Annotated in this window: 14 protein-coding genes; 6 read left to right on the top strand and 8 right to left on the bottom strand. The window is 70.0% G+C overall.

Annotation, left to right across the window (positions count from 1 at the left end; translation table 11 throughout):
- Positions 1–13: 13 nt before the first annotated feature.
- Both ACTHM3_RS14200 and ACTHM3_RS14195 read right to left on the bottom strand, forming a co-directional pair.
- Positions 14–508 carry an EXPERA domain-containing protein gene (locus ACTHM3_RS14200; protein ID WP_440406895.1) on the bottom strand — a complete coding sequence of 165 codons (495 nt, stop codon included), beginning with the start codon at positions 506–508 and terminating at the stop codon, positions 14–16.
- Positions 509–549: 41 nt separating this feature from the next.
- A complete protein-coding gene (locus tag ACTHM3_RS14195) occupies positions 550–1,098 on the bottom strand; it encodes a DNA helicase (RefSeq protein ID WP_440406893.1) in 549 nt (182 codons plus the stop codon).
- Between the two features lie 140 nt (positions 1,099–1,238).
- Here ACTHM3_RS14195 and ACTHM3_RS14190 point away from each other — a divergent pair, with 140 nt between their 5' ends.
- The 3 genes from ACTHM3_RS14190 to ACTHM3_RS14180 are packed head-to-tail and all read left to right on the top strand — an operon-like array spanning position 1,239 to position 3,629.
- Positions 1,239–1,778, top strand: coding sequence for a peptidylprolyl isomerase (locus ACTHM3_RS14190; RefSeq protein WP_440406891.1), 540 nt, complete (start codon positions 1,239–1,241; stop codon positions 1,776–1,778).
- A 13-nt stretch (positions 1,779–1,791) separates the two neighbouring features.
- Positions 1,792–2,724, top strand: coding sequence for a rhomboid family intramembrane serine protease (locus ACTHM3_RS14185; protein WP_440406889.1), 933 nt, complete (start codon positions 1,792–1,794; stop codon positions 2,722–2,724).
- The gene (locus ACTHM3_RS14180; RefSeq protein WP_440406887.1) at positions 2,721–3,629 is read left to right on the top strand and encodes a rhomboid family intramembrane serine protease; all 909 of its coding nucleotides are present in this window, start codon (positions 2,721–2,723) and stop codon (positions 3,627–3,629) included. Before ACTHM3_RS14185 ends, ACTHM3_RS14180 begins: the two co-directional genes overlap by 4 nt.
- An 80-nt stretch (positions 3,630–3,709) precedes the next feature.
- On the opposite strand, the gene ACTHM3_RS14175 is transcribed toward ACTHM3_RS14180, so the two are convergent.
- Positions 3,710–3,955, bottom strand: a complete 246-nt coding sequence (locus tag ACTHM3_RS14175; protein ID WP_440406886.1) for a cell division protein CrgA — start codon at positions 3,953–3,955, stop codon at positions 3,710–3,712.
- 65 nt (positions 3,956–4,020) lie between these two features.
- Between ACTHM3_RS14175 and ACTHM3_RS14170 the strand changes: the two genes are divergently transcribed.
- From ACTHM3_RS14170 to ACTHM3_RS14160, 3 genes are read left to right on the top strand one after another with little or no spacing between them, the layout of a single operon-like run.
- Positions 4,021–4,800 carry a class E sortase gene (locus ACTHM3_RS14170; RefSeq protein WP_440406884.1) on the top strand — a complete coding sequence of 260 codons (780 nt, stop codon included), beginning with the start codon at positions 4,021–4,023 and terminating at the stop codon, positions 4,798–4,800.
- Positions 4,800–4,961 (top strand): hypothetical protein, encoded by a 162-nt coding sequence (locus ACTHM3_RS14165; RefSeq protein ID WP_440406882.1) that lies wholly within the window; start codon positions 4,800–4,802, stop codon positions 4,959–4,961. Before ACTHM3_RS14170 ends, ACTHM3_RS14165 begins: the two co-directional genes overlap by 1 nt.
- Complete coding sequence (locus ACTHM3_RS14160; protein WP_440406881.1) at positions 4,958–5,599, top strand: anthranilate synthase component II; 642 nt, start codon at positions 4,958–4,960, stop codon at positions 5,597–5,599. Before ACTHM3_RS14165 ends, ACTHM3_RS14160 begins: the two co-directional genes overlap by 4 nt.
- Before the next feature lie 14 nt (positions 5,600–5,613).
- On the opposite strand, the gene pknB is transcribed toward ACTHM3_RS14160, so the two are convergent.
- From pknB to ACTHM3_RS14135, 5 genes are read right to left on the bottom strand one after another with little or no spacing between them, the layout of a single operon-like run.
- Positions 5,614–7,374 carry a Stk1 family PASTA domain-containing Ser/Thr kinase gene (pknB, locus tag ACTHM3_RS14155; protein WP_440406880.1) on the bottom strand — a complete coding sequence of 587 codons (1,761 nt, stop codon included), beginning with the start codon at positions 7,372–7,374 and terminating at the stop codon, positions 5,614–5,616.
- A gap of 44 nt (positions 7,375–7,418) precedes the next feature.
- Positions 7,419–9,110 (bottom strand): protein kinase domain-containing protein, encoded by a 1,692-nt coding sequence (locus ACTHM3_RS14150; protein ID WP_440406878.1) that lies wholly within the window; start codon positions 9,108–9,110, stop codon positions 7,419–7,421.
- On the bottom strand, positions 9,107–10,567 hold the full coding sequence (locus tag ACTHM3_RS14145) for a peptidoglycan D,D-transpeptidase FtsI family protein (RefSeq protein ID WP_440406877.1): 1,461 nt from the start codon (positions 10,565–10,567) through the stop codon (positions 9,107–9,109). The genes ACTHM3_RS14150 and ACTHM3_RS14145 overlap by 4 nt, the downstream gene beginning before the upstream one ends.
- Positions 10,564–12,009, bottom strand: a complete 1,446-nt coding sequence (locus ACTHM3_RS14140; protein ID WP_440406875.1) for an FtsW/RodA/SpoVE family cell cycle protein — start codon at positions 12,007–12,009, stop codon at positions 10,564–10,566. The genes ACTHM3_RS14145 and ACTHM3_RS14140 overlap by 4 nt, the downstream gene beginning before the upstream one ends.
- The gene (locus ACTHM3_RS14135; protein ID WP_440406873.1) at positions 12,006–13,253 is read right to left on the bottom strand and encodes a PP2C family protein-serine/threonine phosphatase; all 1,248 of its coding nucleotides are present in this window, start codon (positions 13,251–13,253) and stop codon (positions 12,006–12,008) included. Before ACTHM3_RS14135 ends, ACTHM3_RS14140 begins: the two co-directional genes overlap by 4 nt.
- Position 13,254: the final 1 nt, after the last annotated feature.

Genomic DNA, 13,254 nt, shown 5'->3' with positions numbered 1-13,254 from the left:
GCGGCCACCGGGCTCAGAACCGCCGGGTGAACGGCTTCGGCGTGCGCATGCGGATCAGCAGGATGAGCGGCACGACGATGTAGGGCAGGTTGAACGCGAGGAAGACCGCCGGGTTCGGGGTGCGCTCCCCCGGGCCGCCGAAGAACTCCACGCCGAAGATCGGGATGCCGGTCAGCGCGATGATCATCGTGGCGTAGATGACCGACGGCAGCTGGATCCAGTTCCACCGCTTGACGATCGAGATGATCAGCAGCACGTAGAAGACGACGTACACGAACGCCGAGGTACCGCTGATGAAGCGCAGCCAGAGGGGATGCGACTGGTACAGCGGATCGAAGTTCGAGGCGTACCAGTAGTTCCACTGCACGAGGATGTTCGGCGAATCGGCCACCTGGTCGAGACCCAGTCCCTCGACGGAGTCGCTGATGATGCAGGTGACGATGAAGACGCTGAAGATGACGAGGAAGAAGACGTCGATCGGGCGCTTGCGCAGCGGGAGATTCTCCACCCGCGCAGCCTAGTGAGGTCGCGCGGCCGATCCGGGGAGGCTCAGGCCTCGTCGTCCTCGCCGATGTCGGCCGCGCCGACCTCGCCCAGGTCCTCGATCCAGAGGTCGTCGTCCGCGCGCAACGTCTGCCATGCGGCGTACAGCACACCCGCGACCGCGACGGCGCCGATGCCGAAGGCGACGTAGCGGCCGACGTTCGACTTCTTCTTCACGGGGATCGGCGATGCCTTCGCGAACCGCTCGGGCACCCGCTCGACCGTCTTGGTCGCGCGCCGCACCACGTCGCGCACGCGCGGGTCCCGGGTCGCCTCGAGCACCGCGAGAGCGGACCCGATCGCGCCGGAGACGGCGGGCAGCACCTCATGCGAGAGGTTGCGACGCGCGGAGGTGACGACGGGGCGGACCCGACTGTCGTAGGCGGACTGCACGCGCGGTCCGACCTCCTCGCGGGCGTAGTTGCCGGCCTGCCGGCGCGCCTCGCGCAGCACGGTCGACGCGTGGTCGATCGCCTCGCGCTGCTCCTGCCAGAGATCCTCGGCTGAGCGCCTCAGGCGCTTCAGCTCCTTCTGACGCTTGCGGGAGAGAGCCACGGTTCCTCCAACCGAGAAGGGGGATGCCGCCTGAGCGGCCGTCAGCACCATCCTTGCACGGGGCCGCGACACCGGTCCTGTCCCCCGCCTGGACGTCCGCTCCGAGCATCGTCGGAGGCGCGCATGACAGAATCGGGCGCATGCCTGCTCCCACCGCGGTCGCGACCCTGCACACCAACCACGGCGACATCACACTGAACCTGTTCGGCAACCACGCGCCGGTCACGGTCGACAACTTCGTCGGCCTGGCGACCGGCGCCAAGGAGTGGACCGACCCGCAGACCGGCCAGCCGACCACCAAGCCGCTCTATGACGGCGTGATCTTCCACCGGATCATCCCGCAGTTCATGCTCCAGGGCGGCGACCCGCTCGGCAAGGGCATCGGCGGCCCCGGCTACCAGTTCGACGACGAGATCCACCCCGAGCTGAACTTCAACGAGCCCTATGTTCTGGCGATGGCGAACGCCGGCATCCAGGGCGGCCGTGGCACGAACGGCTCGCAGTTCTTCATCACCACCGCGCCGACGCAGTGGCTGCAGGGCAAGCACACCATCTTCGGCGAGGTCGCCGACGACGCCTCGAAGCGCGTGATCGACGAGATCGAGGGCGTGTCCACCGACGGCCGCGACAAGCCGCTGGAGGACGTCGTCATCACGGGCGTCGACGTCCGCCAGCTCTGAGCGAAGGACGCACGTGAGCGGAGCCGGCGCCGAGGCCGACGCCTCGGTCTGCTACCGCCATCCGGACCGCACCAGCTGGACCCTGTGCGAGCGGTGCGGCCGCACGATCTGCCCGGAGTGCCAGATCCTCACCCCGCAGGGGGTGCGCTGCCCGACCTGCATCGAGGAACTGGGAGGATCGGTCCAGTGGACCCCGGCTGCGGGTCCCCGCCCCCAACCGGCGAAGCCGAAGCGCGTGCGTGCGCGTCGCACGACCGCGCTCGACGACCGGCCGGGCTGGCAGCGCGCGCTCCTCGGGATGCTGCGCCCCGGCGACTCGACCCCCGTCCTCAGCTGGGCCGCCGCCGGCATCACCCTGGTCATCTGGATCGTCGGTCTCTTCACGACCGTGCCGTACCTGCTGCTGGCGTTGGACCCGCGAGTCGCGCCCGTCTGGCAGATCTGGCGGTTCGTGACGACGGACTTCGTGTACACGGGTCTCGGGTTCGCGCCGATCCTCAGCCTCCTCCTCGGCATCGTCTTCCTGCTGCTCAACGGCCCGATGATCGAGCGGCAGCTCGGCCGGCCCCGGTTCGCGGCCCTCTTCCTCGTCTCGGGGGCGACGGGTGCCGCGTGGATGGCGATCGCCGGCCAGCCCGAGACGGGGCTCTTCACCCCGATCTTCGGCCTGCTCGGCTGCTACCTGGTGATGGCCTGGTCGGTGCCGCAGGCGCGGACTCAGATGCTCGTCATGCTCGGCGTCCTGCTCGTGCTCAACCTCGTGACCTACCCGTTCGGGATCCTCGCCATCGTCGGAGCGTTCGGCGCGGGTATCGGGTCGATGATGCTGTTCCGGCTGTTCGAGGACCGCCGCGCCAAGCCGTCGACGCCCTACCTGATCATGGTGGGCGGCGCCGCGTTCTTCGTGGCGATCGCCATCATCCGCCAGCTCGCGACGGGCCTGTGACCGACCACGCCGCCGATCCGGCGCCGGACTACTGCTACCGGCACCCCGATCGGCCGACCTACATCCACTGCCAGCGCTGCGACCGGCCGATCTGCACCGAGTGCCAGACGCCGGCGCCGGTCGGCGTGCTGTGCCCCGAGGAGATGCGCGACGCACGCGCCTCGATCGCGGCGTCCCGGGGCGGCGCGACGGGAACGCTCCGCCGGCTCCTCCCCCAGGGCGTGCCCGTCGTCACCTACGTCATCATGGGGCTCTGCATCCTGGTGTACCTGGCGCAGGTGCTGATCGGCAGCGTCGTGACCGGCGCCGGCGCGCTCGACCCGAGCCGCATCGCGTCCGAGCCATGGCGGATGCTGACCTCCGCGTTCCTGCACTCGCCGGGAAGCGTGCTCCACATCCTCTTCAACCTGTACGCGCTGTTCATCTTCGGGCCCATGCTGGAGCGGTTCCTCGGCCGGCTGCGGTTCCTGGCGCTCTACCTCGTGACGGCGCTCGGCGGCAGCCTCGGCGTCGTCCTCGTCTACCAGCTCTGGGTCGTCACCGACCGCGCCTCGGCGACCTGGATCGGCACACTGCTCGCACCGTCGGCCGCGCTCGGCGCCTCGGGGGCGATCTTCGGCCTCCTCGGCGCGACGATCGCGATGCGGAAGGCGCTCGGCGTGCAGCCGGTGCAGCTGATCATCGTCGTCATCGCGAACCTGGCCTTCAGCTTCTTCGTGCCCGGCATCGCGTGGGAGGCCCACGTCGGCGGTCTGCTCACGGGCCTCGCTGTCGGCGCCGTGCTCATGCGCTCGCGACGCACCGATCAGCGGACGACGCAGATCCTCGGCATCGCGGGCGTCGCCGCGGCGCTCGTGATCATCACGGTGCTGTGCGTCGTGACCCACCCCGAGGCGTACGCGTAGGGAAGTTTTCCACACGCTCGTCCACAGTGTGGAGGAATCACACGCGTGTAATTCGAGCAGAGGCGGGGAGCTGCGGGCGGTCAGCGCCAGCGCGTCGTCATCAGGAATCCGATGAACATGATCCCGAAGCCGATCGCGATGTTCCAGTTCGCCAGCTGCGCGATCGGCCACTGCTGGCCGCTCAGGTAGAAGACGATGATCCACGCGAGACCGACCAGCATGAAGCCGAACATGACCGGCTTGAACCAGACCGGGTTGGGGGCGGCCTCGCCCCGGGCCGTCTCGTCCCTCGGCTCGCTGCTGCTGCGGGTCTTCGCTCGGGCCATGCCCGCAGTGTAGCCGACGGCCCCTGCCAGGCCTCTGCGCGCTCGTGAGCCGTATGATGCTCGACATGACCGAGCCCGAGGGGGACGTGGCCGTGCGTGCGCCGCGGGCACGCCGCCGGATCTCGGTCGTCGGCATCCTCGGCGAGCTGCTCATCACGGCCGGCGTCCTGGTCCTGATGTTCCTCGGCTGGCAGCTGTGGCTGCAGGACATCCTGGTCGGCAACCAGCTCCATCAGCAGGCCACGCAGCAGACCAGGGAGTGGGATCGCAAGGCGGCGACGGCGCCGACCACCGGTTCCGGCGCCATCCCGGTCTCGACCGCGCCGGGCAACGCGCAGGTGTTCGCCTACCTCCTCGTGCCGCGCTGGAACCAGCCCGGGCAGGCCGACTACTACCGGCCGATCGCCCAGGGCATCGGCGTCGCCGACGTGCTGAACAAGTACCACCTGGGTCACTACCCGACCACCCAGATGCCCGGCGAGGTCGGCAATTTCGCGATCGCGTCGCACCGGTCGGCCTACGGCGGCAACCTCCACCTCATCCACCAGCTCCACGTCGGCGACCACATCTTCGTCGAGACGCAGGACGGCTGGTACCAGTACTCGTTCCGCAATCTCGAGTACGTGCAGCCGACGGGGGTCGGGGTCCTCGCCCCGGTGCCGCAGACTCCGGGGGTGCAGCCGACCGACCGCGTGATCACGCTGACGAGCTGCAACCCGTTCTACTCGACGGCCGAGCGCATCATCGCGTACGGGATGTTCGACAAGTTCTACCCGCGCACGCCCGGGCAGCCGGGCGGCGGGGCGCCGGCCGAGGTGCTGAAGACCGTCGAGGGGGGGCACTGATGTACGCGGCCCTCTGGCGGGTGCTGCCCGGCCCGTGGTGGGTGCGGGTGCTCATCCTGCTCGTGCTGCTGGCGGCGCTCGTGACCGCCCTCGTGCTGTGGGTCTTCCCGTGGGTGCAGACGTTCGTCGCCCCGCAGGACGTCACGGTGCAGAAGACATGACCGCGTTGCGCGTTCTCGTCGTCGACAACTACGACAGCTTCGTCTACACCCTCGACGGCTATCTGCAGCAGCTCGGGGCCGCGACGGAGGTCGTCCGGAACGACGCGTTCTCCGACGACGAGGTCGCGGGGCGGATCTCCGACTACGACGCGGTGCTCCTCTCCCCCGGTCCCGGCAGTCCCGCCGACGCGGGCGTCTCGATCCCGGTCGTGCGGGCGGCCCTCGCCGTCGGGTCGCCGCTGCTCGGCGTCTGTCTCGGCCACCAGGCGATCGCCGAGGCGCTCGGAGCGACCGTGACGCACGCCGAGGAGCTCATGCACGGCAAGACCTCGCAGGTGCGACACGACGACGGCGCCTTCTACGACGGGGTTCCGCAGCCGTTCCGCGCCACCCGATACCACTCGCTCGCCGTCGTCGACGGCACCGTCCCCGACGAGCTCGTCGTGACCTCCCGGACGGAGGACGGCGTCATCATGGGGCTCCGCCACCGGGCGGCGCCGATCGAGGGCGTGCAGTTCCACCCCGAGTCGGTCATGACCGAGGGCGGCTACGCGATGCTCGGCAACTGGCTCGCCGCCGCCGGGATGCCGGAGGCGGCCGCGCGCGCGAAGGATCTGTCGCCGCTCGTGCGTCTCTAGCTGCCGCGGACCGGTCAGCCGGCGCAGTAGGTCAGCGTGACCGCCGACTTCTGCGGCGCGGGGCCGATGAGCGACTGCGTCGTGACGTTGCCGCCCGAGCAGCCGCCGTTCGCCTGCAGCTTGACCTGGAGCTGGTAATCCGGACCGCTTAGGACGTCGCGGGCCGCGGCGAACGGCTGCCCGCGCTGATCGGGGACCTCGACCTGCCCGTTGGAGACGACCAGGTCGATCGTCGTGCCGGCGTCGACCTGCACGCTGTCGGCCTGCAGCCCCGAGAGACCCTGGGCCTGGATGCCCATGACCTGCCCCGCAGGGACGGACGGAGAGTTCTGCTGGTCGATGCTGCCGACCTTGAGCCCGGCGGCGGTGATCGTGGCGGTCGCGTCGTCCTGGCTCTTGTAGAGGAGGCTCGGCAGAGTCACCGCCGGCCGACCCGTCGAGACGGTCACGGTCACCGGAGTCCCGGGCAGCACCGTCGTGCCGACGGGAGGATCGATCGCGATGATCGCGCCCTGGGCGACCTTGGTGGAGCTCTGCAGCACCTCGGTCGGCTTCAGCTGCGCCGCCTCGAGCTTGGACTGGCCGCTCTTCTTCCAATCCATCCCGATGACGTCCGGCACCTTCGCCGAGGCGTTCGGGCCGATCAGGTTCTGCGGGGTGAGACTGAACACCCAGACGAGCGCCGCGACGATGATGACCGCCATGACGCCGACGCCGCCCCAGATCCAGGCGACGGGCGGGCGGCTCTGGGTCCGCGGCGCGGGGTCGTCGGTGTCCTCGGCGAGCCGGCGCAGGGTGGCCGACGAGGCGGCGGTCGAGGTCGGGCTGACGCCGAACAGCGTCGCGTTGAAGTCGTCGCCGCCCCCGGGCGCGCGATCGGGCACCTTGCCGGTCGCCGCGATCTCGAGGTCGGCGGCGAAGTCGGAGGCGGTCTGGAAGCGTTCGTCGGGGTTCTTGGCGAGGGCGCGCATGACGACCGCGTTGAGCGCCGGCGAGATCGCGGGGTTGAGCACATGGGGCGCGACCGGCGCCTCGCTGATGTGCTGGTAGGCCACCGCGACCGCGGTGTCGCCGCGGAACGGCGGGCGGCCGGTCAGCAGCTCGTAGAGCACGACGCCGGTCGAGTAGAGGTCGGTGCGGGCGTCGATCGCCTCGCCGCGGGCCTGCTCCGGGGAGAAGTACTGGGCGGTGCCGAGGATCGCGCTCGTCTGCGCGATCGTGGCGGACGAGTCGGAGATCGCGCGCGCGATGCCGAAATCCATGACCTTGACCTGGCCGGTGGACGTCACCATGACGTTGCCCGGCTTGATATCGCGGTGCACGACGCCGGCTCGGTGCGAGTACTCGAGCGCGGTGAGGATGCCGGAGACGATCCGCACCGCCTCGGTCGGATCGAGCGGACCAGCGGCCACGAGGTCCTTCAGCAGGGTGCCGTCGACGCGCTCCATGACGATGAACGGCACCTGGACCTCGATGCCGGACGGCTCGCGCACCGTCTCCTCGCCCGCGTCGAACACGCGCACGATCGTCGGGTGCGCCATGCGGGCGGCGGCCTGCGCCTCCTGCCGGAACCGGGTGCGGAACGACGGGTCGTTGGCGAGGGCGGGCTTCAGCAGCTTGACGGCCACGGGGCGCCCGAGGCGCGCATCCGTCCCGGCGTAGACGTCGGCCATGCCGCCGTGCCCGAGAAGCGACCCCAGCTGGTACCGACCGGCGATGACGCGGACGTCGGGGGTCCCCCCCGTGTCGCTCGTCACCGTCTCCGTCCCAGACACCGGTTCAGTGTAGTGCGCGGCCCTCGGGCGCCCGTCCCGCCACGTCAGCCGATGGGGATGGTCAGCGGATTCGAGGTCGCCGACTGCAGGCCGGCCGAGCCGCAGGTGGCGACGTAGGTGACCGTCGCCGAGCTCGCGGTCGAGCTGAGGGTGATGTCGACGCTCGTCGCGTCGGCGCCCACCGTGTTGCCGCCCTGCACGGTGTAGTTGCTCGAGGGGCCGCCGTTGAAGACGTAGCCGCTCAGCGCATAGCCGCTCGGACATCCGGTGTACCGCGGCCAGCTGATGGTGATCGTGCCGTGCTGGTTGCCGGAGGGCGCGGTCGCCGCGCTCGGTGCGGGCGGACCGGGGTAGTCCTGATACACCGACACCGTGATGGTCTTGCCCTTCTGCACGTTGCCGGTCGGGTTGAGGTTCGAGACCGTCCCCTCCTGCGCGGGCGTGGTCGCGACGGGGCCGTTGGCGCGGTTGACCTCGTAACCGAGGTTCGCGAGGGCCGCCTCCACCTGGTCGAACGGCTTGCCCACGTAGTCGGCAGGGTTGATGTTCGTGGTGTCGGAGGTGGGCGTCGGCGTCGGGGACGGCGATTTCGACGACACCGACGGCGTCGGGGACGATCGGGTGGGGCTCGGCGACGGGGCGTCGCTCGGCCGCCCGAGCAGCAGGATGATGATCGCGACGAGCGCGACCGCCAGCACCGCGACGATCGCGATGAGCGGCCACATCCAGGGATTCCGCCGGCGCACCGGGGTCTCCGTGGTCGCCGTCGTGGCGGCCGCCGCGCCCAGGCCCGCCCCCGCGGCGGCGCCGAAGCCGGCTCCCCCGATGACGCGCGTGGCGGCCTGGGTGTCGGTGGCGAAGGAGCTGATCGGGTCGTGCCCGGCGACGCCCGGCACGGCCGCGATGGCGCCCTGCACGTCGCCCCGGCGGAGCGCCTGCGCGGCGCGCGCGAGGTGGGCGGCGGTCGCGGGGCGGTCCTCGGGGCGCTTCGCGATGCACGCGTAGACGAGGTTGCGCACGGGCTCGGCGATCGTGATCGGGAGCTCCGGGGGCGCCTCGTTGATCTGCGCCATGGCGATCGCGACCTGCGACTCGCCGGTGAACGGGCGTCGGCCCGCGAGGCACTCGTAGGCGACGATGCCGAGCGAGTAGATGTCGGTCGACGGCGACGCGGGATGCCCGCTCGCCTGCTCGGGCGACAGGTACTGCACGGTGCCCATCACCTGGCCGGTCGCCGTGAGCGGCACCTGGTCGGCGATCCGCGCGATCCCGAAGTCGGTGATCTTCACGCGTCCGTCGGGCGTGATGAGCAGGTTGCCCGGCTTGATGTCGCGGTGCACGAGCCCGGCCTGGTGGGCCGCCTGCAGCGCCGACGCGGTCTGCGCGACGATGTCGAGCACCTTGTCGGTCGGCAGGGTGTGCTCGCGCTCCAGGATCGATGAGAGCGCCTCGCCCGGCACGAGCTCCATGACGAGGAACGCGGAGCCGTCCTCCTCGCCGTAGTCGAAGACGTTCGCGATGCCCTCGTGGTTGACGAGCGCCGCGTGCCGCGCCTCGGCCCGGAAGCGCTCGAGGAAGCCCGGGTCGCCGAGGTACTCGTCCTTCAGGATCTTGATGGCGACGGTGCGCCCGATCACCAGGTCGGTGGCCTGCCAGACCTCGCCCATGCCGCCGATGGCGATGCGGTTGCCCAGCTGGTACCGGCCACCGAAGGTGAGGCCGCTCGTGGGTCTCATCTGCTCAGCACCGCCTCAATGACCTTCTTGGCGATCGGAGCCGCCAGCGTGTTGCCGAAGCCGGCATGCCCGATGCCGCCGCCGTTCTGCACCACGACCGCGACCGCGACCTGGGGATTGTCCGCCGGGGCGAAACCGGTGAACCAGAGGGTGTACGGCAGCTGATTCCTCGCGCCGTTCTGTGCTGTGCCGGTCTTGCCCGCGACCTGAACTCCACTGATTCTTGCATTGCTGGCGGCGCCGTTGTCGACGTTGTTGACCATCAGCTGAGTGAGTGTCGACGCGATGTCGGAGCTGACCGGCTGACCGTAGCTCTGCGGAGAGAAGCTCTGCTTGGTCGACAGGTTGGAGTTGGTGATCGACTGCACGAGATTGGGTCGCATGAGCTCTCCGCCGTTCGCGATCGCCGCCGAGACCATGGCCATCTGGAGCGGTGAGGCGCGGTCGTCGGCCTGGCCGAAGCTCGACAGCTCCTGGCGCGCAGCATCGGTGGTCTGCGGATAGACGCTCGGCGTCACCTTCATCGGGATGCGGAGGCTGTCGTCACCGAACCCGTAGGCCTTCGCCTGCGCCGAGACCTTGTCGTAGCCGAGTTCGCCGCCGAGCTGGGCGAACGGGATGTTGCACGAGTACTGCAGCGCCACCTTGATCGTCGCGGTGGCCCCGCCCCCGCAGTCTCCGCCCTCCGAGTTGGTGATGAAGGTGTTGGTGCCGGTCAGCTGCAGCCGCGACGGGTTGGGGAACGCGCTGTCGGGGGTGTACCCGTTGGCGAAGGCCGCCGACGCGACGACGAGCTTGAACGTCGAACCCGGCGGATCGAGCGATCCGTTGATCGCGCGGTTGACGAGCGGGTTCCCCGGGTCGGCGAGCAGCTGCTTGTACGTCGCCGCGGCCTGCTTGGTGTCGTGCGAGGCGAGCTGGTTCGGGTCGTAGTCGGGCTTCGACACCATGGCGAGGATCGCGCCGGTCTTCGGGTCGAGCGCGACGACCGCGCCCTGGTAGTCGCCGAGCGCGTCGTAGGCGGCTTGCTGCACCTTCGGATCGATCGTCAGCGACACGGACGCGCCCTGCGGCTCCTGCCCGGTGACGATCGCGTTGATGCGGTCGAAGAACTGGTCGCCGGAATTGCCGCTGAGGTCCTGATTCTCGGCGCCTTCGATGCCCGTCGGTGCGCCGTTGATGATCGAGTAGCCCGTGACCGCGGAGTACAGCGGCCCGTTCGCGTACACGCGCTGGTACTTGTAGACGTCGTTCGACGCCACGGACTGCGCGATCGGCTGGCCGTCGACGAGGATCGCGCCCCGCTGGGTGTTGAAGCTCGCGTAGTACTGCCGTGAGTTCCGGCTGTCCGACTTGAGGTTGTCCTGCTGGAAGACCTGGATGATCGTCGACGACCCGAACAGGGCGAGGAACATGATCAGCACGACGATGCTGACGCGACGCAGCTCCTTGTTCATCGGATCGCTCCCATCGGATTCGAGGGCGTGTCGACCACCCAGTGCGGCTGGCTGCGCACCGAGTCGGAGAGCCGCAGCAGGAGCGCGACGATGATCCAGTTCGCGACGAGCGAGGATCCGCCCGCGGCGAGGAAGGGCGTCGTCAGCCCGGTCAGCGGGATCACACGGGTGATGCCGCCGATGACGGTGAAGGTCTGCAGCGCGACGACGAAGGCGAGCCCGACCCCGAGCAGACGGCCGAAGTCGTCCTGGCCGGTGAACCCGATCCGGAACCCGCGCGACACGAAGAGCAGGTAGAGCGCGAGGATCGCGAAGATGCCGATCAGGCCGAGCTCCTCGCCGAGCGAGGACATGATGAAGTCGCTCTGTGCGAGCGGCGTGATGTTCGGCTGCCCCCGCCCGAGGCCGGTGCCGATGAGGCCGCCGTCGGCCATGCCGAACAGGCCCTGCACGAGCTGGTAGGTGCCGCCGAACTTGGCGTCGTAGTTGGACTGCGAGAAGGCGTTGAGCCAGCCGTCGACGCGATCGCCGACGTAACCGAGGGCGCGGCTCGCGACGAACGCCCCGCCGCCGAAGAGCAGCAGCCCGAGGATCACCCAGCTGAGACGGCCCGTCGCGACGTAGATCATGACGAGGAACAGGCCGAAGTAGAGAAGCCCGGTGCCGAGGTCGCGCTGGAAGACGATGACCGCCATCGCGGCGAGCCAGACCACGAGGATCGGGCCGAGGTCGCGCACGCGCGGCAGCCGCATCCCGAGCAGCTTCCGCCCCCCGATGGCGAGCGAGTCGCGCGCCGTCACGAGGTAGCCGGCGAAGAACACGGCCAGGGCGATCTTGGTGATCTCCCCCGGCTGGAAGCTGAACGGTCCGATGCCGATCCACACCCGGGCGCCGTAGATCGTGCGCCCGATGCCCGGCAGCATCGGCAGCAGGAGGAGCGCGATCGCCACGAACATCGCGATGTAGCGGTAGCGCTGCAGGACGCGGTGGTTGCGGATGACGAGCAGCACGACGAGGGCGATGACGATCGCCATCGCCGTCCACACGATCTGCTTGACGCCGAGGGCGTCCCATCCGGAGATGCCGCGCTCGATGTCGATGCGGGTGATCTCGGCGATCCCGAGGCCGTTGAGCACGGTCGCGATCGGCAGCACGAACGGGTCGGCATCGGGCGCGACGACGCGCAGCGTCACATGCACCCCGAGCAGCAGCACTGCGAGCAGGGCCTCGAGGAGCGCCATCGTGCCGCCGATGCGCCCGAGCGCCCCCAGGTCGACGAGCACGAGCGCACCGCCGGCGAGGACGAACGCGCCGATCAGCAGGACGAGCTCCAGGTTGCGGCGCCGGGCCGGGGTGCGCAGCCGGATCCGGATGGTCTCGGTGAGCGCCGTCCGGGGGGCGGCGCCGTCGGTCGCCGGGATCGCCGTACCGGTGGCCGTCATTGCTTCGCGCCCGCCGCGTTCTGGAGCCGGTCGACGATCGCGAGCGCGTCGCGCAGATCGTTGGCCGCGATCGTCCGCTCCACGTTCTGCCGTTCGAACGACGACAGATCCGACACCTCGATCGTCGTCGGCTGGTAGACGCTCGACAGCTTGATCGGCCCGACGTTCTGCTGCACCCCGCGGTATACGGCGACCCGGCCGTGGTCGACGCCGACGTAGTAGCGCGACTGGGTCCACTGATAGCCGATGACCACGGCGGCGACGATCGCGGCGATCGCCACGACGACGGCGACGATCCAGGTGACCCGGCGACGGATGGCGCGGCGGCGGTCCTCCTCGAGCAGCTCCTCGAGATAGCCCTCGCGCTCGGGCTCGAAGTGGGCGTCCTCGGGCTGGGTCGCCTTGAGGGGGTGGAGCAGCAGGGTGGGCAGTCGGATCGGGCGGCGCGCGGTCTCGTTCTCGAAGCTGAGCGGCGCGGCGGCCGAGCCGACGAAGAGCGGGCCGGCGGCGGTGTCCTCGACGTCGCCGATGTCCTCGATGACCACCGTCACGTTGTCCGGGGCGCCATGATCCAGGCTCTCCTTGACGAGCCGGTCGGCGGCGGCCTGCGTGCCCGTCACGGTCTGCAGGATCGACGCGATCTTCTCCTCGGCGACGTAGCTCGAGAGCCCGTCGGAGCAGAGCAGCCAGCGGTCGCCGGGGCGGGTGTCGAGGATCTTGGTGTCGATCTCGGGCGCCGCGTCGACGTCGCCGAGCACCCGCATGAGCACGGAGCGGCGGGGGTGGACCGCGGCCTCCTCCGGCGTGATCCGCCCGGAGTCGACGAGCCGCTGCACGAAGGTGTGGTCGGCCGTGATCTGCTCGAGCTCGCCGTCGCGGAGCCGGTAGATGCGCGAGTCGCCGATGTGCGCGATGACCATCTGCCCGCCGACGCGGATCATGCCGCTCGCGGTGGTGCCCATCCCGGTCAGCTCGCTGTGCTCGAACACCGTCTCGGCGAGGAGCGAGTTCGCGGCGATCAGCGCCGACTGGAGCGCGAACTCCGCGTCGTGGGGGTTCGCGTAGCTCTGATCGGCCTCGGCGACGCGCTGCGCGACGATCGCGGACGCGACGTCGCCGCCCGCGTGGCCGCCCATCCCGTCCGCGACGAGGAAGAGGTGCGCACCGGAGTAGGCGGAGTCCTGGTTGTTGCTCCGGATCCTTCCGACGTGCGAGACGGCCGCGCTGGACGAGGTCGTGACCACG

It is taken from the genome of Pseudolysinimonas sp. (assembly GCF_051954455.1).
In the GTDB taxonomy this organism is placed as follows: Bacteria; Actinomycetota; Actinomycetes; order Actinomycetales; family Microbacteriaceae; genus Pseudolysinimonas.
Note: the sequence above shows the minus strand (reverse complement) of the source record. Positions and strands in the feature narration are given on the sequence as shown.